General features: G+C 69.4%; 21 protein-coding genes. 7 read left to right on the forward strand and 14 right to left on the reverse strand.

Translation table 11 applies throughout. The features are described from left to right. Nucleotides 1-11: 11 nt before the first annotated feature. From ACAM57_RS05570 to ACAM57_RS05600, 7 genes are all read right to left on the reverse strand, one after another. Nucleotides 12-3,140, reverse strand: coding sequence for an efflux RND transporter permease subunit (locus ACAM57_RS05570; protein WP_369660961.1), 3,129 nt, complete (start codon nucleotides 3,138-3,140; stop codon nucleotides 12-14). A 16-nt stretch (nucleotides 3,141-3,156) separates the two neighbouring features. Then, nucleotides 3,157-4,296, reverse strand: coding sequence for an efflux RND transporter periplasmic adaptor subunit (locus ACAM57_RS05575; protein ID WP_369660962.1), 1,140 nt, complete (start codon nucleotides 4,294-4,296; stop codon nucleotides 3,157-3,159). Between the two features lie 234 nt (nucleotides 4,297-4,530). After that, the gene (locus ACAM57_RS05580; RefSeq protein WP_369660963.1) at nucleotides 4,531-5,073 is read right to left on the reverse strand and encodes an Rrf2 family transcriptional regulator; all 543 of its coding nucleotides are present in this window, start codon (nucleotides 5,071-5,073) and stop codon (nucleotides 4,531-4,533) included. A gap of 34 nt (nucleotides 5,074-5,107) precedes the next feature. Further along, nucleotides 5,108-5,806, reverse strand: a complete 699-nt coding sequence (locus tag ACAM57_RS05585) for a Bax inhibitor-1/YccA family protein (RefSeq protein WP_126024971.1) — start codon at nucleotides 5,804-5,806, stop codon at nucleotides 5,108-5,110. 195 nt (nucleotides 5,807-6,001) lie between these two features. Then, nucleotides 6,002-6,397 (reverse strand): hypothetical protein, encoded by a 396-nt coding sequence (locus ACAM57_RS05590; RefSeq protein WP_240650806.1) that lies wholly within the window; start codon nucleotides 6,395-6,397, stop codon nucleotides 6,002-6,004. A gap of 77 nt (nucleotides 6,398-6,474) precedes the next feature. After that, nucleotides 6,475-8,694, reverse strand: coding sequence for a YccS family putative transporter (yccS, locus tag ACAM57_RS05595; protein ID WP_369660964.1), 2,220 nt, complete (start codon nucleotides 8,692-8,694; stop codon nucleotides 6,475-6,477). A 63-nt stretch (nucleotides 8,695-8,757) separates the two neighbouring features. Next, nucleotides 8,758-10,053, reverse strand: a complete 1,296-nt coding sequence (locus tag ACAM57_RS05600) for an NUDIX domain-containing protein (RefSeq protein WP_369660965.1) — start codon at nucleotides 10,051-10,053, stop codon at nucleotides 8,758-8,760. Between the two features lie 142 nt (nucleotides 10,054-10,195). Here ACAM57_RS05600 and ACAM57_RS05605 point away from each other — a divergent pair, with 142 nt between their 5' ends. Next, a complete protein-coding gene (locus ACAM57_RS05605; RefSeq protein WP_126024968.1) occupies nucleotides 10,196-11,413 on the forward strand; it encodes an acyl-CoA dehydrogenase family protein in 1,218 nt (405 codons plus the stop codon). Between the two features lie 33 nt (nucleotides 11,414-11,446). Here the strand turns inward: ACAM57_RS05605 and ACAM57_RS05610 are convergent, their stop codons facing one another. Both ACAM57_RS05610 and ACAM57_RS05615 read right to left on the reverse strand, forming a co-directional pair. Next, nucleotides 11,447-12,769, reverse strand: coding sequence for a PhzF family phenazine biosynthesis isomerase (locus ACAM57_RS05610; protein ID WP_369660966.1), 1,323 nt, complete (start codon nucleotides 12,767-12,769; stop codon nucleotides 11,447-11,449). A gap of 2 nt (nucleotides 12,770-12,771) precedes the next feature. Then, nucleotides 12,772-13,761 carry a Bug family tripartite tricarboxylate transporter substrate binding protein gene (locus ACAM57_RS05615; protein ID WP_369660967.1) on the reverse strand — a complete coding sequence of 330 codons (990 nt, stop codon included), beginning with the start codon at nucleotides 13,759-13,761 and terminating at the stop codon, nucleotides 12,772-12,774. A 103-nt stretch (nucleotides 13,762-13,864) separates the two neighbouring features. Here ACAM57_RS05615 and ACAM57_RS05620 point away from each other — a divergent pair, with 103 nt between their 5' ends. Next, nucleotides 13,865-14,704 (forward strand): helix-turn-helix domain-containing protein, encoded by an 840-nt coding sequence (locus tag ACAM57_RS05620; RefSeq protein WP_369660968.1) that lies wholly within the window; start codon nucleotides 13,865-13,867, stop codon nucleotides 14,702-14,704. Here ACAM57_RS05620 and ACAM57_RS05625 read toward each other — a convergent pair. Together ACAM57_RS05625 and ACAM57_RS05630 are read right to left on the reverse strand one after the other, a co-directional pair. Further along, the gene (locus ACAM57_RS05625; RefSeq protein WP_369660969.1) at nucleotides 14,701-15,393 is read right to left on the reverse strand and encodes a response regulator; all 693 of its coding nucleotides are present in this window, start codon (nucleotides 15,391-15,393) and stop codon (nucleotides 14,701-14,703) included. The two genes, ACAM57_RS05620 and ACAM57_RS05625, sit on opposite strands and share 4 nt — an antisense overlap. After that, a complete protein-coding gene (locus tag ACAM57_RS05630) occupies nucleotides 15,390-17,027 on the reverse strand; it encodes an ATP-binding protein (protein ID WP_369660970.1) in 1,638 nt (545 codons plus the stop codon). Before ACAM57_RS05630 ends, ACAM57_RS05625 begins: the two co-directional genes overlap by 4 nt. A 176-nt stretch (nucleotides 17,028-17,203) precedes the next feature. Between ACAM57_RS05630 and ACAM57_RS05635 the strand changes: the two genes are divergently transcribed. Then, the gene (locus ACAM57_RS05635; RefSeq protein WP_369660971.1) at nucleotides 17,204-17,365 is read left to right on the forward strand and encodes a hypothetical protein; all 162 of its coding nucleotides are present in this window, start codon (nucleotides 17,204-17,206) and stop codon (nucleotides 17,363-17,365) included. Beyond that, on the forward strand, nucleotides 17,362-18,222 hold the full coding sequence (locus tag ACAM57_RS05640) for an intradiol ring-cleavage dioxygenase (RefSeq protein ID WP_369660972.1): 861 nt from the start codon (nucleotides 17,362-17,364) through the stop codon (nucleotides 18,220-18,222). Before ACAM57_RS05635 ends, ACAM57_RS05640 begins: the two co-directional genes overlap by 4 nt. On the opposite strand, the gene ACAM57_RS05645 is transcribed toward ACAM57_RS05640, so the two are convergent. The 3 genes from ACAM57_RS05645 to ACAM57_RS05655 all read right to left on the reverse strand — a co-directional run bounded on the left by ACAM57_RS05645 (nucleotide 18,188) and on the right by ACAM57_RS05655 (nucleotide 22,083). Continuing rightward, the gene (locus tag ACAM57_RS05645) at nucleotides 18,188-18,907 is read right to left on the reverse strand and encodes a response regulator (protein ID WP_369660973.1); all 720 of its coding nucleotides are present in this window, start codon (nucleotides 18,905-18,907) and stop codon (nucleotides 18,188-18,190) included. The genes ACAM57_RS05640 and ACAM57_RS05645 overlap by 35 nt on opposite strands. Nucleotides 18,908-18,925: 18 nt before the next feature. Continuing rightward, nucleotides 18,926-21,328, reverse strand: a complete 2,403-nt coding sequence (gene bamA / locus ACAM57_RS05650) for an outer membrane protein assembly factor BamA (RefSeq protein ID WP_369660974.1) — start codon at nucleotides 21,326-21,328, stop codon at nucleotides 18,926-18,928. Nucleotides 21,329-21,411: 83 nt separating this feature from the next. Beyond that, on the reverse strand, nucleotides 21,412-22,083 hold the full coding sequence (locus ACAM57_RS05655) for a nuclease-related domain-containing protein (protein WP_369660975.1): 672 nt from the start codon (nucleotides 22,081-22,083) through the stop codon (nucleotides 21,412-21,414). A gap of 202 nt (nucleotides 22,084-22,285) precedes the next feature. Here ACAM57_RS05655 and ACAM57_RS05660 point away from each other — a divergent pair, with 202 nt between their 5' ends. The 3 genes from ACAM57_RS05660 (at nucleotide 22,286) to ACAM57_RS05670 (ending at nucleotide 24,443) form a co-directional block, all read left to right on the forward strand. Next, nucleotides 22,286-23,446, forward strand: a complete 1,161-nt coding sequence (locus tag ACAM57_RS05660; protein WP_184642193.1) for a porin — start codon at nucleotides 22,286-22,288, stop codon at nucleotides 23,444-23,446. 122 nt (nucleotides 23,447-23,568) lie between these two features. Continuing rightward, nucleotides 23,569-23,832 carry a hypothetical protein gene (locus ACAM57_RS05665; RefSeq protein ID WP_369660976.1) on the forward strand — a complete coding sequence of 88 codons (264 nt, stop codon included), beginning with the start codon at nucleotides 23,569-23,571 and terminating at the stop codon, nucleotides 23,830-23,832. Further along, on the forward strand, nucleotides 23,832-24,443 hold the full coding sequence (locus ACAM57_RS05670; RefSeq protein WP_184642191.1) for an ATP-binding protein: 612 nt from the start codon (nucleotides 23,832-23,834) through the stop codon (nucleotides 24,441-24,443). Before ACAM57_RS05665 ends, ACAM57_RS05670 begins: the two co-directional genes overlap by 1 nt. Nucleotides 24,444-24,669 lie beyond the last annotated feature (226 nt).

Genomic DNA, 24,669 nt, shown 5'->3' on the forward strand with positions numbered 1-24,669 from the left:
CCTGGCTTCGCTCAAGGCGTTGCCGCGACCCCGCTGCTGCGCCTGAAGAACCTGCCCGCAGCCCGCTTCACCAGCAGATAGAACAGCGGCACGAAGAAGATCCCGAGCGCCGTCGCGGCCAGCACACCGCCGAACACGCCGGTGCCGATGGCGATCTGGCTGGCCGAGCCCGCGCCGGAGGCCAGCGCCAGCGGCACCACGCCGGCCAGGAAGGCCAGCGAGGTCATCAGGATCGGCCGCAGCCGCAGGCGCGCGCCTTCGGCCACCGCGTCGAGCAGCGGTATGCCCCGGCGCAGCGCGGCTTCGGCGAACTCGATGATGAGGATCGCGTTCTTCGCCGACAGCCCGATGGTCGCGAGCAAGCCGACCTGGAAGTAGATGTCGTTCGACAGGCCTCGCAGCGCCGCCGCGATCACCGCGCCGAGTACGCCCAGCGGAATCACCAGCATCACCGAGAACGGCACCGACCAGCTCTCGTACAGCGCCGCCAGGCACAGGAACACCACGAGGATCGACAGCGCGAACAGCAGCGGCGCCTGTCCGCCCGAGAGCCGCTCCTGGTACGAGAGCCCGCTCCACGCATGGCCGGTGCCGCGCTGCTTCTTCGCGATGCTTTCCACCGCGGCCATCGCCGTGCCCGAGCTCGTGCCGTGCGCGGCCGCGCCCTGGATCTGCACCGCCGGCAGGCCGTTGTAGCGTTCCAGCTGCGGCGCGCCCTGCGACCAGCGCGTGGTCGCGAAGGCCGAGAACGGCGTCATCGCGCCGGTGGCGCCGCGCACGAACCACTGCCGGATGTCGTCCGGGTCGGAGCGGTAGGGGGCGTCGGCCTGCACGTACACGCGCTTGACGCGGCCGCGGTCGATGAAGTCGTTGACGTAGCTGCCGCCCCAGGCGATGCCCAGCGTGGTGTTCACGTCGTCCAGCGACAGCCGCAGGGCCGAGGCCTTGAGCTGGTCGATGTCGATCTGCAACTGCGGCGTGCCGGCCACGCTGTTGGCGCGCACCGATTGCAGCCGCGTGTCCTTGCCCGCGTCGCGCAGCAATGACTCGCGCGCCTGCACCAGCTTCTGCGCGCCCATGCCGGAGGTGTCCTGCAGCCAGAACTCGAAGCCGTTCGACTGCCCCAGCCCCTCGATGGGCGGCGGCACCATGCCGTAGACCTCGGCGTCGCGCTGCTGCCTGCCCAGCGCCGTGCCGGCACGCTCGACGATGGCCTGGGCGCGCTGGTCGGCATGGCCGCGCTCGGACCAGTCCTTGAGCGAAACGAAGGCCATGCCCATGTTCTGCCCCGAGCCGCCATAGCTCCAGCCCGAGAGCGTGAAGATGGTGTCGGTCGTGTCCTTCTCGGTTTCGAGGAAGTGCTTCTCGACCATGCGGTTCACCGCATCGGTGCGGCCAATGGTGGAGCCCGCCGGCAGCGTGAGCTGCACCATCACGCTGCCCTGGTCTTCCTCGGGCAGGAAGCCGCTGGGCAGGCCGAGGTACAGCAGGCCCATGCCGGCCACGATGGCCGCGTACACGGCCGCGAAGCGCAGCGGCTTGCGCAGGATGCGGCCCAGCAGGCCCATGTAGCGGCCCTGCGCGGCGTCGAAGCGGCGGTTGAAGGCGCCCAGAAAACCGCGCGTGCGCGGCGCATCGCTCGCACGCAGGAAGCGCGCGCACAGCGCAGGGATCAGCACGATGGCCACCACCACCGACAGCGCCATCGACGCGATGATGGTCACCGAGAACTGCCGGTAGATCACGCCCACGGAGCCGCCGAAGAAGGCCATCGGCAGGAACACCGCCGAAACCACCACCGCGATACCCACCAGCGCGCCGGTGATTTCCTGCATCGACTTGATGGTGGCGGCCTTCGGGTCCAGCCCTTCCTCGTGCATCACGCGCTCGACGTTCTCCACCACCACGATGGCGTCGTCCACCAGCAGGCCGATGGCGAGCACCATGCCGAAGAGGGTGAGCACGTTGATCGAATAGCCGAAGGCCGCGAGCACGCCGAAGGTGCCCAGCAGCACCACCGGCACGGTGATGGCCGGGATGACCGTGGCGCGCCAGTTCTGCAGGAACAGGTACATGACGACCACCACCAGCGCGATGGCCTCCAGCAGCGTCTTGATGACCGACCTGATCGAAATCTTCACGAAGCGCGTCGTGTCCTCGGCGTAGGCCACGCGCAGGCCGGCGGGCAGCGAGGGCTCCATCTCGGCGATGCGAGCCTTCACCGCGCTGGCGGTGGTCAGCGCGTTGGCGCCGGGCGCCAGCATGACCGCGGCGCCGGCGGCGGGGTGGCCGTTCAGGCGCGTGGTCTCGGCATACGACTCGCTGCCCATCTCCACGCGCGCCACGTCGCCCAGGCGCACCACCGCGCCGTCGGCCTGCGTCTTCAGCACGATGTCGCGGAACTGCTCCGGCGTCTGCAGCCGTGACAGGGCCGTCACGGTGGCGGTGAGCTGCTGCTTCGCGGGCGAGGGCCGCGCGCCGATCTCGCCGACCGACACCTGCGTGTTCTGCGCGGTGATGGCGGCGGTCACGTCAGAGGGCATCAGCTGGTAGCTCGCGAGCCGGTGCGGATCGAGCCAGATGCGCATCGCGTACGAAGCGCCGAAGGCCTGCACCGAGCCCACGCCGTCGACGCGGCTGATGGGATCGCGCAGGTTGCTCGCCATCCAGTCGGCCACGTCGGTGTCGGTGCGGCGGTCGGTCTGGTCGTAGAGCGCGACGATCAGCAGGAAGTTGTTCTGCGACTTCGCAACCGTCACACCCTGCTGCTGCACCGCCTGCGGCAGGCGGCTGGTGGCCTGGCTGACCTTGTTCTGCACCTGCACCTGGGCGGTGTCGGGGTCGATGCCCTGGCGGAAGGTGACGGCGATCTCGGCCCAGCCGGCCGAGCTGCTCGTCGACTTGAAGTACAGCAGGCCGTCGATGCCCTTGAGCTGCTGCTCCAGCACCTGCGTGACACTGCTTTCCACCGCCTGCGCCGAGGCGCCGGGGTAGTTGGCCGAGACCACGACGGTGGGCGGCGCGATGTCCGGGTACTGCGAGACCGGCAGCGTGCGGATGGCCACGCCGCCGGCCAGCATGATCAGGATGGCGATGACCCATGCGAACACGGGCCGCTGGATGAAGAAGTTGGCTATCACGGGTGTCGTCTTTTCTTCAGTCGGCCGAGGCGGGCGTCGGCGCCGCCGATACCGGCACCGGCTTCACCTTGTCGCCCGGGTGCGCGCGCTGCAGGCCGTCGACCACGAGCCGGTCGCCTTCGCGCAGGCCGCCGGTCACGATCCACTGGTCGCCCGAGGCGCCGCGCACTTCGAGCGCGCGCAGTTCGACCTTGTCGTCCTTGCCCACCACCAGTGCGGTCGGCTCGCCCTTGTCGCTGCGCGCCACGCCGCGCTGCGGCGCGAGCACGGCCTGCCGTTCGACGCCGGCCTCGACCTGCGCGCGCACGTACATGCCGGGCAGCAGCAGCCCCTGCGGGTTCGGAAACTCCGCGCGCAGCGTGACCGAGCCGGTCGCGGCGTCGACCGCCACTTCCGTGAACTTCAGGGTGCCGGCGTGCGGGTAGGGCAGGCCGTCTTCCATGCGCAGGCTCACGCGCGTGCTCGCAGGCGCCATGTCGCCCGAGATGAAGCGGCGCTTGAGCCGCGTGAGTTCGAGGCTGGACTGCACCACGTCGACATAGATCGGGTCGATGCGCTGGATCGTCGCCAGCGCCGTGGCCTGGCCCGGCGCCACCAGCGCGCCCTCGGTCACGCTGGAGCGGCCGATGCGGCCCGAGATGGGCGCCTCGATGCGCGTGAATTCGAGGTTGATGCGCGCCGCCTTCAGGGCAGCCTGCGCGGCCTTCACGCCGGCCTGCGCCTGCACGAGCGCGGCCTGCGCCTCCTCGTGCTCCTGCCTGCTCACGGCATTGGCCTTCACCAGTTCGCCGAATCGCTCGGCCTTGCCGCGCAGGCTCGCGATACCGGCCTGCGCGGTCGCGAGCGCGGCCTGCGCCTGCTCGTGCGCCGCTTCGAAGGGGCCGGGCTCGATCTCGTACAGCACCTGGCCCGCGCGGACCATGCTGCCTTCCTCGAACAGGCGCTTGCGCACGATGCCGTTGACCTGCGGGCGCACCTCGGACACGCGGAACGCGGCCGTGCGGCCCGAAAGCTCGGTGTGCACGGGCACATCGCCCGCGTGCATCGCCATCACGCCGACTTCGGGCGGCGCGGTCTCGGTTTGAGGGGCCTGCCGGGCGCCGCACGCGGCGAGCACGAGCAGGGAGAGGGGTAGAAGCAGAAGATTGAAAGTCATGGCCGTCCGGAAACGCGCTGCGGCGCGAGCCGGGATCGCCCGGGTCGCGCGTCTGTGTTGATTTGCACTGTTGTGGTGCATTCTGCCTGCCGTGTTGCGTCGCAACATGAAGGGTTCCTGAGGCTTCCTTGGGGAAGCCAACGAAAAAAGCCCATGCGGGCGAGAGCCCGCCGCCACGTCGATCCGTGGCGGCAGGCCCTGCCGCATGGGCCGGGCGGGCTGGCTGGCTCGGAGCTAGCTGGCGCTTTGCTGTCGCCGTCCCAGCGCGAACACCGAGTTCGGCGCGTCGACGACGAAGGGCTTGCGCGTGGCGGGCTGGCCGCTGGGCGAACGCCGCACTTCGCTGCGAACCGCCGCCTGCACACCCTTGGCCTTCTGCTCGTCGACCAGGCTCTGCAGCGAGATCGACTTGAGGAACTCGACCGCCCGCAGATTCACGGTGGCCCAGAGTTCGTCGATCTCGCAGCGGCCGGCCTCGCCCGGCGCGTCGACATCGCGCTGGCGGGTGGTTTCGGCGTCGTGGTCCTCGATCGAGAGGACGATGTCGGCCACGGAAATCTCGGCCGCCTTGCGGCTGAGCGAGTACCCGCCGCCCGGGCCGCGGGTCGATTCGACCAGGCTGGCGCGGCGCAGCTTGCCGAACAGCAGCTCCAGGTACGACAGCGACACGCGCTGGCGCAGGCTGATCGAAGCCAGCGTGACGGGGCCCGAACGCCCATGAAGGGCGATGTCGATCATCGCGGTGACCGCGAAGCGGCCTTTGGTGGTGAGACGCATGGGATGTTCCTTCCTTTTCTTCCTTCGTGGGGAATCACTCGTCCCGGCCGCCGGCGATGCCCAGCAGGGCCAGCAGCGACTGGAAGACGTTGTAGATGCTGAGATACACACCCAGCGTGGCGGAGATGTAGTTGGTCTCCAGGCCGTCCTTCACGCGCTTGAGGTCGTGCAGGATGAAGGCCGAGAAGATGCCGATGGCCAGGACCGACAGCGTCATCATCAGAGCGCTCGACTTGATGAAGAAGTTGGCGATGCCCGCCACCAGCAGCAGGATGGCGCCGATGAAGAGCCACTTGCCCATGGCCGACAGGTCGCGCTTGATGACCGACGACAGCGTGGCCATGCCGAAGAAGATCGCGCCGGTGCCGGCGAAGGCCGTCATCACCAGGCTGGCGCCATTGGCCAGGCCGAGCACGGTGCCGACCAGGCGCGACAGCATCAGGCCCATGAAGAAGGTGAAGGCCAGCAGCACCGGCACGCCGGCGGCCGACTCCTTCGTCTTCTCGATGGCGTACATGAAGCCGAAGGCGCCGCCGAGGAAGACCATCAGGCCGATGCCCGGCGACATGGCGCGCGAGAAGCCGGTGGAGACGCCGATCCAGGCGCCGAGCACGGTCGGCAGCATCGACAGCGCGAGCAGCCAGTAGGTGTTGCGCAGGACGCGGTTGCGCTCCTGCGGCGAGGCGATCGGCAGCTCGATGCCGTCGTGATAGGTGGTAGGGCTGTTGTTCATTCTGTGTTGATTCCTTGAAGCTGGACCGGCGCCGGGTGCGCGCAATGGATGGCGCGCGCAAAGGGGCACAGGGCCGTGAATGAGAGAGATCAGGTAGCGGCGGTTGCGATGCGGGTGCCGCCCGATGGCGGCCGGCCCTGGTCACAACAGGGGAGCGGGAGCCATGGCGGCTCCCGGTCGCGAAGGCTTTTGGGCCTAGGCGACGAGGGACGCGGCGCGGGGTGGCCGCTTGGGTCGCGCCAGGAACGGCGAGACGATGGTGGTCAGGCCGAGTTTCGGCGGCTGTTCCGTGAAGCGCAGCAGCGCGGGCGCGCCGTTGCGTGCATCGACCAGCTCGGCGTGTTCAGAGCCGGCTTCATCGATGGAGAGGGCGTCGTCCGATGCCTTGTCGGCATCGCCTGCCGGCTTCCTGGCTTCGGAGAGATCGGAGATGTCTGAGAAGGCGACGCTGACGATCAGCGTCTGGGTCGCCTGTGCCGCCTGTGGTTCGGCATGCGAATGGCCGGCACCGAGCATGTTGTGCGCAAGCACGGCGAAGCCGTAGCAGGACAACATGATGGCAAGAACGGTAGCGGCAAACCAGCGGGACATGTAGGGGTATTTTACCTGCCGCGCCGGGCCTTTCTTCGCAGCGGCGGTTTCAACCGACCGGATCGCATGGATGTTCCTCAGGCTGGCGCGGTCGTCGTATCACCGCCTTCGGGCTGCAGCCATTCGCTTGCGTGGGTGCGCAGGGCGTCTATCTGCAGCCAGATCAGACCGAGTTCGGTATGGAAAGTTCGCGCCTGCGGGTCGCCGCTTTCCCCGCCTTCGGCTGCGGCCTGTGCCAGCGCGGCCCGCGCTGCGGCTTCATCTTCCGTGCCGCCTGTTGCATCCACCACGCCCTTTTCCAGCCCGGTCGCCAGCGCCTCCAGCGCCGCGATCGCCCCCTCGGCCGAGGCATGCAGCACCGCCATCTGGGCCGAATCGGGCAGCGCCGAGCGGTGGGCGCCCAGCGCCGACAGGTAGCTCAGCAGCGTGTGCGAGCGGATCAGGAAGCGCAGCGCCACCCCCGCGCGCGGCCTCACGTAGCCCGGCTCGCGGAACATGTCCGACACGGCGGTGGACAGCGCCGCATCCGCGTTGTGGTCGTTGCGCCGCGCCAGCCGGTAGTCGAGGTGGTCGCGCGCGCCGGTGCGGTACTGGCCGACGATCTGCCGCAGGTAGCCCGCGTGGCCGCGCATGGCGGCCGCCGCGAGCTCGTTGATGCGGCGGGCCTGCCAGTGAGGCAGCACCAGCAGCACCGCCAGCCCGGCGATGGCGCTGCCGATGGCCGTGTCGACCAGCCGCGGCACCAGCAGCACGCCGCTGTCGCCGACCTGGTTGAAGCACATCAGCACCAGCAGCGTCATCGATGCGGTGGCCAGCAGGTAGCGCGTGGCGCGGGTCGCAAAGAACAGCACGCCGGCGATCACCGCGAGCACCGACTGCACCAGCGGCTGCGGAAAGAGCTGCAGCAGCGCCCAGCCCGCCACCACGCCGAGGGCGGTGCCGGCAATGCGCTGCCCCATGCGCGCGATGGTGTCGCCATACGTCTGCTGGCAGACGAAGAGCGTGGTCAGCAGGATCCAGTAGCCCTGCGCCGGATGGATGGCATGCATCACCCCGTAGCCCGCCACCAGCGCGATAGACAGCCGCAGCGCGTGCCTGAAGAGCGGCGAGCGCACCGTGAGCTGCCGCCGCACCCGCTCCACCGCGTCGCGCCAGGAGCGTGGCGAGCGGTCGAACAAACCCATCTCCGTGCGGCCCGCGCGCGCCGAAGGCTGGCTGGCCCCCGCGAGCTGGCCGTCGAGCAGCGCGAGATTGCGCGCCAGCGCCTCCACCGAGGCCAGCAGCACCAGCCGCTCGGGTGTGCCGGCCCGCGCGCGTTCGTGCTCGATGGCGCTGCGCAGATCGGCCAGAGCCTGCACGGTTTCCGTTCCCACCTCGAAGGGCTCGCGCCGCGCGATCGAATCGGCCAGCCGCTGGCAGGCCAGCCCCTGCAGGCCCAGCACGCGCTGGCAGCGGTAGAGCAGGTCGCTGTGGAAGAAGGCATCGGCCAGTGCGTTGTAGTCGTCGTGCGACGAGCTGGCGCGCTCGTGCACGTCCTGCGCGATCAGGTACAGCCCCCGGTAGCGCGAGATGCGTCCGGTCGGCGCCCGCGCGCCGATGCGGCGGAAGATGCTTTCCTTGGCCGCGTTGAGCTCCGTCACCACCTCGGCATTGAGCTGCGCGAGCGCGAGCCGCTTGCGCTCGATGTCGATGCCGCGCAGCGGCTCGAAGAGCGACGCCTTGTAGCGCACGTAGTTGCCCAGCACCGTGAACAGCGTCACCAGTCGCGCCTGCACCGGCTGCGCCGGAAAGGCCGCGCACCACAGTACCGAGAACACGCCGTACCAGGCGGCGCCCGCCACCAGCAGCAGGGGCTCGCGGCCGTGATGCGCCACGCCGTGCGCGCCCATGTTCTCGATGCCCAGCGTGGCGTACATCGCGAGGATCAGCGTCGCGTACGCGATCGCCTTGTAGCGCGCCTCCACGGCGCCGAGCATGGTGAGCCAGAAGGCCGCGAGCGCGAGCCCGGCGATGAACAGCAGCGGCATGCCGAAGGCGGCCTCCACCGCGAACGCGATGGCCGCGAAGCAGGCCAGCGTGACCACCTGCGCACGCAGCCTGCCGCGCCAGCTGTCGTCGGTCTCGGCGAGCGCGCTGGCGATGGCACCGAGGAAGAGGGGGATCACCGCATCGGCGTGGCCGCTCCAGGCGCAGCCCGCCATGAGGCTGCCGAGGGTGAGAAGGATGCGCACGGGCTGCGCGCGAGAGGCGAAAGACCGCAGCCGCTGGCGCAGCGCGTCGGGAGACAGGGGAAGCATGATGGGCCGATCTTGCACGATGCATGCCACGGCCATGTGGCGGGATGAGGCGCTGCGGGGTGGTCAGCGCCGGCTGCGCAGGAATCCGTGGCGCGGCGCGATCCACCGCACTTGTTCGTCGTCGGCCGTGGGCGCATCGGAAGTGCCCGCGAACAGCATGCCTTCCTCGACCAGCAGGAACCGGCGCGACTGCGCATCGCCATCGTCCGGCAGCACGCGCAGCGTCGCATCGCCGACGCTGATCTGCTCGCCCGGCGCCAGTACCACGGTGCCTGCATCGGAAGCCGCCCGCGTCGACAGGAGCCATCGCACGCGTCCCGGCGCGGCGGAGGCAAGCGCCTCGGCATGCGCGGGGCCCGCGGGCGATGCGTCGATCAAGGCGCAATCGCCGCCCGCCGTTCCCACGAAGTAGCTGTGCACCAGCGTGCCCGATCCGTCGCCGGCTTCTCCTGTCACCCGCAGCACCCGCGCAGAAAGCCGCATCGCCAGTCCGGCCTCGTGCGCGTAGCGGCCGCCGCCTTCGCCATCGGGATCGACAAAGCCGACTTCCTCGTACGAAGGCTCCTCCATGTTCACCGGCCGCCGTCCCTTCGGACCGTCCGCCAGCCGCGGCATCGCGCGAGGAATGTGCTTCAGGCCGCGCGCATGCGCCATGAGCTCGCCCACGCTTTTGAACCGCGCGAGTTCCAGCAGGATGCGGCGCGTCACGTTCATCAGCTTGAGCCCGCGCGCCGGGTCCACGGCATCGGCGGGACGCAGCCACATGTGCTCGACCGTCTCGCGTCCGTCGGGCTGCACGCTCTGCGCCTCGGGCATGGCCGCGAGAAAGAAGCGGGTGTCGAAGCGGCGCGGCATGCCCGGCGGCGTGAGCCAGTGCGAGAAGTACGCGAGCCGGTCGGCTGCGAGCTGCCAGCCGTGCCGCGCGCACAGTGACAGCAGCGCGTCGGTGCCTTGCTCCGCCGCATGGCGCATCTCGGCGAGCTGGCTTGGAGGCAGGCCGTCGAGCGTCACCAGTTGTCCGGTGGAATCGGTCGCGAACAGAAGCCCGGCTTCCTCGAAGCATTCGCGGATCGCCGCTGCGTAGTAGTCGAGGCCGCCTTCGGGCACTTCGAGCCGTTCGCTCGCGGCCCGGTCGTCGAGGCCGCTGCAGCAGCCGTGCAGGCCGCGGTCGTGCGCGTCGATCACACCGCCCGGGAACACGCTCGCGCCGCTGTTCTGGTCGTTGGCCTTCTCGGCACGCCGCAGCATCAGCACTTCCAGGCCGGCACTTGCGTCGCGCAGCACGATGAGGGTGGCCGCCATGCGCACGGGGCGTGGCTGTGCGGAGGGGGGCGTGTCGTGCGTGGGGCTGGCTGTCATGCACCCATTGTCGCGCCGGCCGGTGCTGCCAAGGTGACAGCACCGGCCCCGCGCTGTCACCCGGAAGACCGTGCGAAACGCCGCGCGCAACGTACCTTCAAGGCGCACATGCACAACACCGACTCTTGCTGAAGGACGCACCATGCATTTCGAATTCACGCCCCGGGTGATCGCGCTGCGCGAGGAACTGCTCAGGTTCATGGACGAGTACGTCTATCCCAACGAGAAGCGCCACGAGGAGGAACTCGCCGCCAACGCCCGCGCCGGCCGGCCGTACGCCGAGCTGCCGATGATGGCCGGCCTCAAGGCCAAGGCGCGCGAGCGCGGACTGTGGAACCTCTTCCTGCCCGAGTCGGAGCACGGCCCCGGCCTGAGCAACGTCGAGTACGCGCCGCTGTGCGAGATCATGGGCCGGCGCTACTGGTCCTCCGAGATCTTCAACTGCTCCGCCCCCGACACCGGCAACATGGAAGTGCTGGCGCGCTACGGCACCAAGGCGCAGCAGGAGCGCTGGCTCAAGCCGCTGCTGGCCGGCGAGATCCGCTCCTCCTTTGCGATGACCGAGCCCGAGGTGGCCTCCAGCGACGCCACCAACATCCGCTGCAGCATCCGCCGCGAGGGCGACGAGTACGTCATCAACGGCCGCAAGTGGTACATCACCGGCGCGATGAACGAGCGCTGCGAGATCTTCGTGCTCATGGGCAAGACCGACCCCGACAACGCCGACCGCCACAGGCAGCAGTCGATGATCCTCGTGCCGAAGAACACGCCCGGCGTGACCATCGTGCGCGACATGGCGCTGCTCGGCGTGTACGACCCGCCCTTCGGCCACCCCGAGATCGTGTTCGAGAACGTGCGCGTGCCGGTCGAGAACATCCTGCTCGGCGAGGGCCGCGGCTTCGAGATCGCGCAAGGCCGCCTTGGCCCCGGCCGCATCCACCACTGCATGCGCGCCATCGGCATGGCCGAGGCCGCGCTGGAGATGATGTGCCAGCGCCTCGTGTCGCGCACCGCCTTCCACAAGCCGCTGTCGGAGCAGGGCGTGTGGCGCGAGCGCATCGCCGAGTCGCGCATGCTCATCGAGCAGTCGCGCTGGATGGTGCTCAACGCCGCCTACCGCATGGACACCGTGGGCAACAAGGTCGCCGCCAAGGAGATCGCGATGATCAAGGTGCTCACGCCCAACAACTGCGTGAAGGTGGTCGACTGGGCCATGCAGGCCTTCGGCGCCATGGGCCTGAGCCAGGACACGCTGCTCACGCACTTCTACGCGTATGAGCGGCACCTGCGCGTGGCCGACGGCCCCGACGAGGTGCATCGCAACGCGATTGCGAAGCAGGAACTGGCGGCGTACCAGTAGGAAGGAGCGGAAGCAGGGAGGCGGCCGCGCCGCTCAGCCGCGCACTTCCAGCGTCATCGACACCTCGGAGGCGCCACCGCGCGGCAGCGACGCGACGCCGACCGTGGTGCGGGCCGGCAGCGGCGCCTCCGGAAAGACCTGCCGCAGCAGCTCCGAGGCAGCGTCCATCACCTTCGCGTGTTCCGCGAAATCGCTGCCGGTCTGGAGATATCCGGTCAGTGCGACGATGCGAGCGACGCGCGCGAGGCTGCCCAGTTCCTCGCGCGCCGCGCGCAGCAGCGCGCCAACTGCGGCCACTGCCGCACGCTGCCCATGCGCCATGTCGTCCGCGCTCCGCAGCGGCCCGGCGATGACCTCGCCGTTCTCGCGTCCGACCACTCCGCTGGAATGCCACAGATTGCCTACCTTCGAGAAGGTGGCATAGGAGCCCGAGGGGCTGGCGCGTGCCGCTTCCGGCGGACAGAGCACGTCCAGACGCAGATCCTCCGACGGCTCCCCGACGCACTCGCCGCCGACGCGACAGCCTTCCCGCGCGGCCGCTTCCGAAGGCAGGCCGACATGGATGGCGGATGGCGAGCCCATGGCCTCGCCCTGTCGCACCGTCACCGTCAAAGCCCCGTTGCCGACCAGGCCCAGGCGGCGCAGGCCCCACGCGAGTGCCGCCGCGGCGATGCCGGTGGCCGCATCTTCCGGGTAGCCGGACGACTTCGGAAACTGCCGCGCGCTGACCGTGCCGGCCTCATGCGCCGACATCGCGTACGGATAGAGCCCCGTGGAGCCCAGCCGCTCGCACAGCGACTCGACGCGCGCGAAGTCCACGCGCAGGCCATGCAGCTGCTCCATGTCCGCCAGCCGCACCAGCGTCTTCACGCGACTGGTCGCGGCATTGAGCACCGGCCCCACGATGCGCGCCGCATCGATGCCCAGGCACTGCGCGATCTCGTCGAGCAGAGCCTGCTGCGTCACTTCCTCCACCACCGCGCGCGGCTGGCTGATCTGCACCGTGCCGTCGACGCGCCGGCCCGTCACGGTGCCGCTCCGCGTCTGGATGGCGACCGGCGAGCCGTCCCATTCGCCGCGCCGGTGCAGCAACCACAGCGCACCGACGGTGGCGTGGCCGCACATCTCCATCTCGTGGTTCGGCACGAAGTAGCGCATGCGCAGGGCGTGCGCGGGCGTTTCCGGCTTGAGTACGAAGACCGATTCGTGCCCGCTGCGCCGTGTGTATTCCTGCATCTGCGCGGCGGAAAGCACATCGGCATCGAGCCAGACCGGCGCGGGATTGCCACCGGCCTTCGGGTCGGCCCCCACGAAGACGCGGATGTCGTGAACGCTGGGGAAAGGAATCGTCGCCATCGTCACTCCGCCTTCGCGTTCACCGAGCGCGCGATGCCGCCCCAGAGCTGGATGTCGCTGCGGATCTGCGCCTGGAATGCGTCGGGCGGCACGGTCCACGGCGTCACGCCCTTGGACTGCATGTCGGCGCGCAGGGCAGAGTCGCGCATGGCGGCCTCGAGGGCTGTGCGCAGGCGCTGTACTACCGGCTGTGGCGTGGCCGCCGGCGCCATCAGTCCATACCAGAGCTGCGGCTTGAAGCCCTTGATGCCGGCCTGCTCGAAGGTCGGCAGCCCCTCGAAGCCGGACGAGGATTCGCTGATCGCCAGTGCCCGCATGCGGCCGCCGCGCACCTGCGCCAGCAGCGAAGGCGGGTTGTCGAACAGTGCCTGGATCTGCCCGGCCATCAGGTCGGCCTGCGCGGGCGCCGCGCCGCGGTAGGGCACGTGGGTCATCTCGATGCCAGTGCGCTGCTTGAAGAGTTCGCCCGCGAGATGGCTCAGGCTGCCGTTGCCGATGCTGCCGTAGTTGAGCGCCTGCGGATGGGCCTTGGCGTAGTCGATGAAGCCCTTCACGTCGCGCGCCGCCAGCGAAGGCGTCACCACCAGCACGAAGGGCGTGGTGCCGATGGTGCCGATCGGCACCAGGTCCTTGACCGGGTCGTAGGGCAGCTTGGGGTACACCGCGTCGGCGGAGGCGATGGTCGAGGTGGTGGCGGCCACCAGCGTGTAGCCGTCGGGGTTCGCCTTGGCGCCGAAGCCCGTGCCCACGGTGCCGCCCGCGCCCGAGCGGTTGTCGATGATCACCGACACGCCGAGGGCAGCCTGCAGCCGCTGCTGCACAGAGCGGAAGATCACGTCCGTGCCGCCGCCGGCGGGGAAGGGTACGATGATCGTGACCGGCTTGGCCGGATAACCCGCCTCGGGGGCAGACCACGAGGCGGCGGGGCCGTACAGGATGCCGGCGGCTGCCAGCCCGAGGAGCGCGCGGCGGCGCAGTGCTTGGGGTTTCATGTTTCTTGCTTGCGGAAGTGGTGTTTCCCGATTCTGTTGAGCGTGCGCGAACGCGCGCGGCCGATTGCGACATGCACGAGTTCAATTGCGACAAGGAGTGCCCATGCACCTGACGAACACCCGGATACCGGCGCCGCGCCAGTCGCTGTTCGTCGAGCGGCTGTCGCACCACGCCACCATGGTCGCGAACGCCCGCGAGCGCTACGCCACCGACACCCACGTGCACGATTGCGACATGCTCTTCGTGCCCCTGGCGGGACGCTTCAGCGTGGGCGATGCGCAGGGCGGCGCGCAGACCCTGGGCCCCGGGCACTTCCTCTGGTTCGCTGCCGGCAGCGCGCATTCGACGACCACGCTCACTGCGGGGCAGACGCACATCGCGGTCTATGTGGACCCTGCGCTGTGGGCGACCGCGCTGCAGGCACAGGGCGTCTCGGCGCCGCCGCAGGGCATGCGCGCGGGCAGCACGGCGCTGCGTGCGCTGTCGCAGCGGATGTTCGAGTCGGCGAAAGCAGGCACCGCCGAGAACTACGCGCTGTGCGGCGCGCTCGTCATGGAGGCTGCGCGTCTCGGCGGCAATCCGCTGTCCGACGGCGATCCTTCATCGGCGCTGCTGGTGGCCGAGCTGCTGGCGGAGGCCATCGATGCCGACCTGTCGCAGCCGCTCTCGCTCGAAGCCTTCGCGCAGCAGCACCGCCTTTCGCGTCGCCAGGTGGAGCGCGTCTTCCGCGCGAAGTACGGCGTATCGCCGCTGGCCTACCTGCAGCGCAGGCGGCTGGAGCGCGCGGAATATCTGCTGAGGAACACGCGGGATTCGGTGCTTTCCATTGCGCTGCAGGTGGGCTGGGAGTCGGGCTCGTACCTGTCCCGGATGCTGGAGAAGACCTGGGCGAAGAGCGCGACGCAGATCCGCGCCTCGAGCCTCGTCGACAACGGGAGCTAGCCCGCCGGCGCTTCCCAGGCGAAACCGACGCCGTACACCGACCGTATCCAGTCGTGCTCCGGCGTCACCACGCCGAGCTTGCGGCGCAGGTTCTTCACGTGGCTGTCGATGGCGCGTTCGGTCACGTCCACCGTGTCGTCGTAGGCCAGTTCGAGCAGGCGGGCGCGCGAGAAGATGCGCCCCGGGTGCCGCGAGAGCACCTGCAGCAGCCCGAATTCGCGCCGCGTGAGGTTCAGCGGCGTGCCTTCGAGCGAGGCACGCCAGTGCACGTCGTCCAGCACCAGTCCCGGCGCGTCGCCCTGCGGGGACGCTCCCTGTGCGAGGCCCGGCGCGGTGCGGCGCAGCACGGCGCGCACCCGCGCCACCAGCTCGCGCGGCGAGAAGGGCTTGCACACGTAGTCGTCGGCACCCAGTTCCAGGCCCAGCAGCCGGTCGACTTCCTCGATGCGCGCGGTCAGCATGATGATCGGGTGCGCCGTGTGCTCGCGCGCGCGGCGCAGCACCTCGATGCCGTCGAGCCGCGGCAGCATGATGTCCAGCAGCGTGAGGCCGGGCGGCGAGGCGACGATGCTCTCGAGCGCGCTCTGCCCGTCGGTGAAGAGTTCGGTGTCGTAGCCCGCGTGGCGCAGGTAGTCCTGCACCACCGAGGCGATGTCGGTTTCGTCTTCGACGATGACGATGCGTGTCATGACGTTGCTGCCAGTGGAAGGGTGATGGTCAGGCGCAGGCCGCCCAGTGGCGACGCCGACGCGTCGATGGTGCCGCCGTGCGCCTCGACGGTCGCGCGGCAGATGGAAAGGCCGAGCCCGGAGCCGCCGTGTTCGCGGCTGCGAGAGCTCTCGCCGCGGAAGAGGCGGTCGAACAGGCGCGGCAGCTCGGACTCGGGCACGCCCGGCGCGCTGTCGTCGAACACCAGCGTGAGGCGGTTGCCCGTCCACGCGCCTTCGACGATGACGTCGATGCGCAGCTCGCCGCCCTCGTCGGTGTAGGCCAGCGCGTTCTCCAGCAGGTTCATGAAGACCTGGTGCAGCCGGTGCGCGTCGCCCTCGATCACGGGCTGCGCGGAGGCGCCGATGCGGTCGACCGCGCGGCGGTCCACCGTGATGTTGCGCGCGTCGAAGCGGTCGCGGGTGTGGTCGAGCGCTTCCTTCAGCAGCGAGAGCGGGAACACGGTGGTCGCGAGCAGGTCGCTCTGCGGCTCGCGCATGCTGCTGCGCAGGTCGTCGACCAGCTGGCCCAGGCGGATCACCTGCCGGTGCAGCCGCAGCGCGGTGCGCTCGTCGAAGGTGCGCACGCCGTCCTGCAGCGCCTCGATTTCCGCGCGCATGGCGGCCAGCGGCGTGCGCAGTTCGTGGGCCGCGTCGGCCAGCCAGGCGCGGCGCGAGGCCTCCATCGTGTCCAGGCGCTGCGCCATGTCGTTGAAGGTGCGGCCCAGCAGCGCCAGTTCGTCGGAGCCCTGCACCGCGACGCGGGTGGAGAGCCGGCCGCGCGCCACGTCCTGCGCGGCCTGCGTGAGTTCGTCGATGGGCCTGAACCAGCGGCGCGCCAGGAGCCACGACAGCACCAGCGCGAAGCCGAGCCCGCACAGGCCGGTGAGCACGATCACGCCCGACTGCCGCGCGACGAAGGCCCGGTCGGCCTCGCTCTCCAGGCCCTGCACCGGCGTCAGCGCCAGGTAGCCGATGACGCTGCGGTCGCGCCGTATCGGTATGCGCGCCGCGTTCGCCAGGTCGCCCTCGGCGCCCACCACGCGCGCGCCATGCGCGTCGAGCAGGGCCAGCCGCTGGAAGATGGAGTCCGGCATCTCGCGCGGATCGCGGAAGAACCACGGCGGCGGCATCGTCGGCAGCCGGCGCGGCACCAGGTCGAGCTGCTGCGACGGCAGGCCGGATTCCGGCGGTGGCGGGGGTGGAGGCGGGCGGCCCTCGTCCTCGTTGTTGCCGTCGCCGGCATTGCCGCGGTTGCCGCGATTGCCCTCCGGCGGCGGGTTGCCGCGCATGGCGCGGTGCTCGTACCAGGGCGGCAGGCGCCTTTCGTCGGCGCCGCCGGTGCCGTTGTCGAGCGCGGCGGCCAGCCGGCCCATCTGCAGGCGGCGCCATGCGTCTTCGTTGTCGTGCAGGCCCTTCCAGTCGCCGTTGGCCACGTAGTACTTCAGGAGGATCTGCGAGAGCCAGTCCATGCGCCGGATCTCGATCTCGGCCACGTAGGAGCCCAGCCCGCGCTGCAGCGCGATGATCGAAAGGCCCGCGAAGCTGATCAGCAGCACGATCAACAAGGCGGCCAGCGCCAGGAAGATCTTTCTGGAAAGGGTCAGGTGAGGCATGGGCTCGGAGGGGCAGTGCCGCATTCTGCGGCATGCATGGCGGGCGAGGGGAGGCGGGCTGAGGACGGCTGGAGGGGACGGCCACCGATCATCGCGGCCGAATGTGGAGGAATCTGGGAGGAAATCCGCTCGGGGATCTCCATCTTTTCTCCACCATGCGGCCCCAGCATGAGGCCATGAATCCGGAACCGAGCCTTGCGCTGCAGGGGGCGATCGTCGTGTCTTTCTGCCTTCTTGCCCAGGCGTGGGTGCTGCTGGTGCTCTGGGCCGAGGTCCGGGTCACGCGGCCGGCCGGTACGCAACTCACAGGCTCCAACGTTCACAGGGAAGAAGAGTGACAAGTCACGACGACACCGCCATCGGCCGCCGCGGCCTGCTGGCCACCTTGGGCGCCGCCACGCTGGCTGCAGCCTCCGCCCGGCCCGCCGGGGCCGCCACCGCGCTGAAGAAGCTGCCGCTGACCGCGCAGACCACCGAAGGCCCCTACTACCTCGACCTGGACCGGATGCGCCGGGACATCACCGAGGGGCTCGAGGGCGTGCCGCTGGAAGTGCGCTTCAACGTCTGCGACGCCACCGGAAAGCCGCTGCCTGGGCTGCGCGTGGACATCTGGCATTGCGACATGCAGGGGCGCTATTCCGGCTTCGGCGAGCAGGGCGACGACCGCTCGCTCGCCTTCGAGGGCAAGACCTTCCTGCGGGGCAGCCAGCTCACCGACCGCGAGGGCGTCGCCGCCTTCACCACCATCTACCCGGGCTGGTACGCGGGGCGCACCACGCACATCCACATGAAGGTGCTCGACGGAACGCGTGCGGTGCTCACCTCGCAGTTCTTCCTGCCCGATGCGCTCAGCGAGTTCCTGTACACGCAGGTTCCGCTCTACCAGCGCACGCGGGTGCGCGACACGCTCAACAGCGTCGACGGCATCGCGCTGAAGGCCGGCGACACGGTGCTCGGCGCGGTGCGCGAGGAGCGCCAGCGCTACGTGGCCACGCTCGCGCTGGTGGTCGACCCGGCTGCGAGCCCGGCGATCGACCGGCCGCCGCCTCCCGCGGGCGACATGCCGCCGCGTCCCCAGGGCATGCCCCCGATGGGCGGTGCGGGCGGCGCGGGCGGTGGCAGGCCCATGCATCCGCGCGCGCTGGCCGGCGCCGCGCGCCTCAAGGCGCTGGTGCCGCCGCGCACCACGAGCTGACGATCGGCCGCTCCGCGAAGCTGAAGCCCACGCCGTAGACCGAGCGGATCCAGTCGTGCGAAGGCACGGCCGCCGCGAGCTTCCTGCGCAGGTTCTTGATGTGCCCGTCCACGGCGCGCTCGTTCACGTCGAAGGCCTCGGGAAAGGCTGCCTCCAGCAGCTTGGAGCGGGTGAACACCCGTCCGGGGTCGCGTGACAGTGCTTGCAACAGCAGCAGCTCGCGGCGCGTGAGCGTCAGCGCGCGGCCTTCGAGGCAGGCGTTGCCGCGAGGGTCGTCGAAGCGCACGGCGGTCGAGGGCCGCGCCACGCTGTCGCGCCACTGTGCATGCCGGCGCAAAACCGTCTGGATGCGCGCCACCACCTCGCGCGGCGAGAAGGGCTTGCAGACATAGTCGTCCGCGCCCATGTCCAGCGCCAGCAGCCGGTCGGCCTCGTGCGTGCGCCCGGTCAGCATGATGATCGGGTGCTTGCCGCAGGAACGCACCTTCTCCAGCACCTGGATGCCGTCGATGCGCGGCAGCACCACGTCGAGCAGGGTGAGCGCGGGCGGCTCGCCCAGGATGCGCTCGAGCGCGGCCTCTCCGTCGCCGACCTGCTCGATCTCATGGCCCGCGCCGTGCAGGTGGCCCAGCAGCAGCGAGGCGCTGTCGTGCCTCTTGTCCTCCACCAGCAGGATGCGACCCATGGCCAGGACCCCCTGTGCTCAGAACGAGGTTCCGATCTGGAACTGGAAGCGCTGCGTGCGGTCGGCCGCGATGTTGTTCGCGGTGTCGGCCTTCTGGTAGATCAGCGGCACCGCGTAGGCCAGCCGCAGCGGGCCCAGCGGCGAGATCCAGCTGATGCCGATGCCGGTGGAGGCGCGGATGCGGTTCTGCGCCTTCCACTGCGCGTCGGTCATGCTCGCGGTGCGGTCGGCGAACACGTTGCCCGCGTCGAGGAAGGTGTACAGGCGCAGCGTCTTGTCGTTGCCCGCGCCGGGGAAGGGCGTGCTGAACTCCATGTTGAAGATCGCCTTGCGCGTGCCGCCCAGCGCGCCGCCCGTGACCGAGTCGGCCGGGCCGAGCGAGTTCTGCTCGAAGCCGCGGATCGAGCCCAGGCCGCCGGCGTAGAAGTTCTTGAAGATCGGGTAGGTGCTGTCGCCCAGCGCGCGCGCATAGCCCAGCTGCCCGTTGATGGCCAGCGTGTACTGCTTGGACAGCGGGAAATACTGCTGGTACTGGTAGTTGGTCTTGAGGTAGCGCAGCTCGCTGCCGACGCCCATCTCGAGGTTTGCGCTCTGCAGGCGTCCGCGCGTGGGAACCAGTGCGCTGTCGCGGTCGTCGCGCGACCAGCCCAGCGTGGCCGGGATGGCGATCATGCTCGACTTGGCGCAGCTCACGCTCGGCGCGGTGCCCGTGCACTTGAAGTAGTCGAGGTAGGCCTGCGGTGTGGCGGTGTACACGTACGAGCCGTCGACCAGCGTGTAGGTGCCGTTGGTGCCCGGCGTGAACGACCAGCGCTCCAGGCCGATGCCGAGGAACACCGTGTCCTGCTCGCCCACCGGGAAGCCGAATCGGATGGAGCCGCCGTCGCTCGCGAGCTTGTAGTTGCCGTCGGCCTCGTAGTAGGGCCGCGTGGTGGTGTGGAACACGTTGATCGTGCGCGAGATGCCGTCCTTGGTGAAGTACGGATCGGTGGCCGTGAGCGAGATGGTGCGGTTGTACGAGCTGGTGTTCACGTTCAGTCCCAGGTAGTTGCCGCTGCCGAACACGTTCTCCTGCGTGATGCCGAAGGTCAGCGAGACCTTGTCGGTCGACGAATAGCCCGCGCCCAGCTGCAGCGATCCGGTGGGCTTCTCGGTCACGTTCACCGCCAGGTCGACCTGGTCGGGCGAGCCAGGCACGTCGACGGTGTCGACGTTCACGTCGGTGAAGAAACCCAGGCGGTCGATGCGGTCGCGCGAGGCGCGGATCTTGTTGCCGTCGTACCAGGCGCCCTCGTACTGGCGGAACTCGCGGCGGATCACCTCGTCGCGCGTCCTGGCGTTGCCGCCGATGTTGATTCGGCGCACGTAGGCGCGGCGCGAGGCTTCCGCCTTGAGCACCAGCGTCACGCGGTTGTTCTGCCGGTCGATCTCCGGCTCGGCCTTCACGCGCGCGAAGGCATAGCCGAAGGTGCCGAAGTAGTCGGTGAAGGCCTTGGTGGTGGCGGCCACGTCCTCGCCGTTGTAGGGCTTGCCCGGGCGGATGGTCACCAGCGTCTTGAACTCGTCCTCGTGGCCCATGTAGTCGCCAGCGAGCTTCACGCCGGCCACCACGAACTTCTCGCCCTCGGTGATGTTGATCGTGAGGGTCAGCGTCTGCCGGTCGGGCGAGATGGCGACCTGCGTGGAGTCGATGCGGAACTCCAGATACCCGCGCGTGATGTAGTAGGAGCGCAGCGTCTCCAGGTCGCCGTTGAACTTGGTGCGCGAGTACTGGTTGGACTTGGTGTACCAGTCGAGCCAGCCGCCCGTGTCCTGGTCGAAGAGGTCGAGCAGCGTGCTCTCGCTGAAGGCCTTGTTGCCGACCACGTGCACTTCCTTGATGCGAGCGGGCTCGCCTTCGGTCACGGTGAAGGTGATGTTCACCCGGTTCCTCTCCAGCGGCGTGACGGTGGTGATGACCTGCGCGTTGTAGAGGCTGCGGCTGATGTACTGCCGCTTGAGCTCCTGCTCGGCGCGGTCGGTCAGCGCCTTGTCGTAGGCCTGCCCTTCGGACAGCCCCACCTCGCGCAGCGCTTTCTGCAGCGCCGCCTTGTCGAATTCCTTGGTGCCCACGAAATCCACGTCGGCGATGGAGGGGCGTTCTTCCACAACCACCACCAGCACGTTGCCATTCACGTCGATGCGCACGTCCTTGAAGAGACCGAGTTCGAACAGCTTGCGGATGGCCGCGCTGCCGCGTTCGTCGCTGTAGGTGTCGCCGGCTCGCAGGCCCATGGTGGCGAAGACGGTGCCGGGCTCGACGCGCTGCAGGCCTTCGAGCCTGATGTCCCTGACGGTGAAGGGCTCGACCGCCCAGGCGGAAGATGTGGCGACGGATGCAAGCAGCGCGGCGGCAGCTGCGAGTGACTTGGGAAACTGCATCGCCGCATGGTTCCCGCCAATGTCGGAGAAATTTGGGACTTTCTCCGGGCTGCCCCGGACCGGCCGGGGTCTTTACCTGCGGCTTACTGCAACCCCATTGCGTTCGATGCCGCCCATGCCGGCGCGGCGGCGGCTTCCGGCATCTGCACGCTTCTTTCGCGGCAGTTGCGCAGGTGGTCCTCGATCGTCAGGCCGCCTTGAATCTCGAGCAGGCGCTCCACGGTTCGGTCGATGGCCTGATCGTCGAGCAGCGGATAGTTGCGCGCGAGGCGGCCGTTGTTGCGCACCAGGCGCGCGATGTAGGGTAGGTCCTGCTGCGTGATGACGGCCGCCGGCATCACGCCTTCGAGCTCGATCCCCTCGCAGGGCAGCAGCACGAAGTACTGCAGCCGCAGCTCGTCGGACAACAGGCTGCGCAGCTGCGTGGTCTTGCGCCCCCCTTGCCATGCGGGGTCTTTCACCTCGCGCGCGTTCTTGCCGCCGTGCAGGCGCAGAAACCAGCGCGGCGGCGACTGGTCCGATTTCTTGCGGTAGACGAACGCGTTGCGCCAGGCCTTGATCTCGAAGAGATACACGCCGGTCTCGCACACCAGCACCGCGTCGACGCGCGCGGTGGGCACCGTGTGGCCCTCCGGCATCGGGATGATGAGGTTGCGAAGAATGCGCAGGTACGAAAAGGTGGGGCTGAATGCGCTGGCGAGCTGCTGCACGCCCAGCGAGGTGGCGGTCGTGCTCGGCGGCAAGGCGATGGTCATGGAGGGCTCCTTCGATCGAGGGAGCATCGCGCCGCTTTTGGGAGACTTCTTGAACGAGGTGTTTCCTTCGGTGGAGCGCCATGGTTTGCGTGCAAACAACAGTTCTCCCAAAGCAATGGTCAATCACAAGATTCCTCCGAATTTGAACGGGACCATGCGTGTCTGCTGCTCGATGTAGAGCCGCTGCAACTGGAGAACCTGAATGAAGAAAACCCTCACGGCATTCGCTGCCCTGGCCGTCTGCGGCCTGGCTTGTGCCCAATCGTCCGTCACGTTGTTCGGTGTCGTGGACGCCGGCCTGACCTACCAGTCGACGACCTCGCGCGACACCACCACCGGCGCATCGGTCAAGCAAAGCAAGACCAGCCTGGGCAACTCCGGCTACAACTCCAGCCGCATCGGCTTCCGCGGCACCGAAGACCTCGGCGGCGGGCTGGCAGCGAGCTTCTGGCTCGAAGCGCCCATCACCAACGACGACGGCGCCACCGGCATCTCCACCTTCGCGCGCCGCTCCACCGTGAGCCTGTCGGGTGGCTTCGGCGAACTGCGCCTGGGCCGCGACTACACGCCCACCTTCTGGAACGACACCGTCTTCGACCCGTTCGGCACCAACGGCTCGGGCACCAACGTCATCAGCACCGTCAGCGGCAACACCACCCTCAACAACGCCAACTACGTGCGCGCCAGCAACTCGATCGGCTACTTCCTGCCGCCGAACCTGGGCGGCTTCTACGGCCAGTTCCAGTACGCGCTGCACGAGAACGCCAGCACGGACGCCACCAGCACCACGGCCGCCTCGAGCAGCAGCGCTGGCCGCTACGTGGGTGGCCGCTTCGGCTACGCCAACGGCCCGCTGGACGTCGCCCTGGGCGTGGGCCGCAGCACCGTCGTGGACACGACCGCGCTGCAGCGCAGCGTGCAGACCATCAACCTGGGCGCCTCGTACGACTTCGGTCCGGTGAAGCTGTTCGGGGAGCTGTCGAACGTGAAGAACAAGTTCGACTACGCGGCAGTGGCCGACACGCACGACAGCTACAACGGCTACCTGATCGGCGCGACGGTGCCGGTGGGCGCGGGCCTGATCCGCGTGGCGTACTCGCAGGTGCGCTACAACGAAGGCGCGGCCGGCATCACGGGCGAGGACCCGCTGGCGCGCAAGTTCGCGATCGGCTACGTGCACAACCTGTCCAAGCGCACGGCGCTGTATGCGACGGTGGCGCGCGTGAACAACCGCAACGACGTGAACTACACGGGCAGCCTGGTGTCGGCCAGCACCACCGGCTATGGCAGCACGGGCACCAGCTACACCGGCCTGCCGCGTTCTTCCACCGGCTACGACTTCGGCATCCGCCACGCGTTCTGATATCGAACGCGCGCCGCGCGGAAGGGAAGGGGCATGCACGCGCTGCCCTTTTTTCTTCCGCGCGGCTTTTTCGTTTGCGCCTGTATTCCTCATTCCACACAACCAGCAGTGAGCTTCGACCGATGAACCGAGTCCGACTTCTCGCGGGCGTGCTGGCGGCCTCCGGGCTGGCCGGCTGCATCATGCTGCCCCCGCCGCCCATGCCCTATCGTCCGCCGCCGCACGGCTTCCGCGGCGAGGGACCGCCGCTTCCAATGCTCTTCGGCGATGCGCGCCGCCCGCCTCCGGGCTGGGGCGCATGCGAGGCCGGCCGCGCACCGGCGCAGGAGCGTTGCGCGCGCGACCTGCCGGGCGAACCCGCGCCGCAGCCGCCGGGAGCGCGCTGATGACGGGCGGAGGGCAGCTGCAATCGGGCAACCTCGGATTCATCATCGCCGCCGCGATCCTGCTGGGGCTCGGCGGCGTGGCCGGCATGATGTTCTCGCTGTTCGTCGCCAACCTGCGGCAGAGCGCCAAGGCGCGCGAACTCGCCGCGCAGGCCCGCGGGGAAGCGCGGCAGCGCATGAGCGCGAGCCGCGCGCAGGACATCGGTGCGCTGCTCGACGCCGCCTCGGCCCAGGCCGACGGCAAGGCCATCCGCCTCGACATCCAGCTGCCGCAGGAAGCGGTGCGCGTTTTCGCGATCGAGGCCGAGCTGCGCGAACTGCTCGCGAAGGTCACGGCCTACGCGGCCAGCGTGATGCGCGCCGGCGCGACGCTGCAGGTGTCCGCGCATGCCGATGGCGAGCAGGCGGTAGTCCACTGGCGAGACCTCGATGCGGTCGATGCCCATCCGCCGCTCGCGAGGTTCTTCGACGGCAGGCTCCCGGCCGCAATGGCGGCCAGCGCCAAGGCCTGCGAGCGCATCGCCGGCCACCATGGAGGGCGCATCTACTCGGCGCCGCATGGCGGCGGCGTGCTGGGGCTCACGCTGCGCCTGCCGCTGCTGCGGGCCTGAGCGCGGCTTTCGAACATGGACAAACGGTAATGATGGGGCAGCGCTTTCTCTGATCCAATGGCGGCTAGGATGGCCCCGGCGGCGCCCGCGCGAACGTGACGATGGGCGCCGGCCGACCCCGTCGCCATGAGCATCATCAGAACGCAGCTTCTTCCCCGTCTTCATCCTCCGTCGCCAGCCTCCATCGCCGCTCCCTGCCGGAGCGCCGCGCAGGGGTGCTAGGCCC

This window comes from Variovorax sp. V15 (genome assembly GCF_041154425.1).
GTDB lineage: Bacteria > Pseudomonadota > Gammaproteobacteria > Burkholderiales > Burkholderiaceae_C > Variovorax > Variovorax guangxiensis.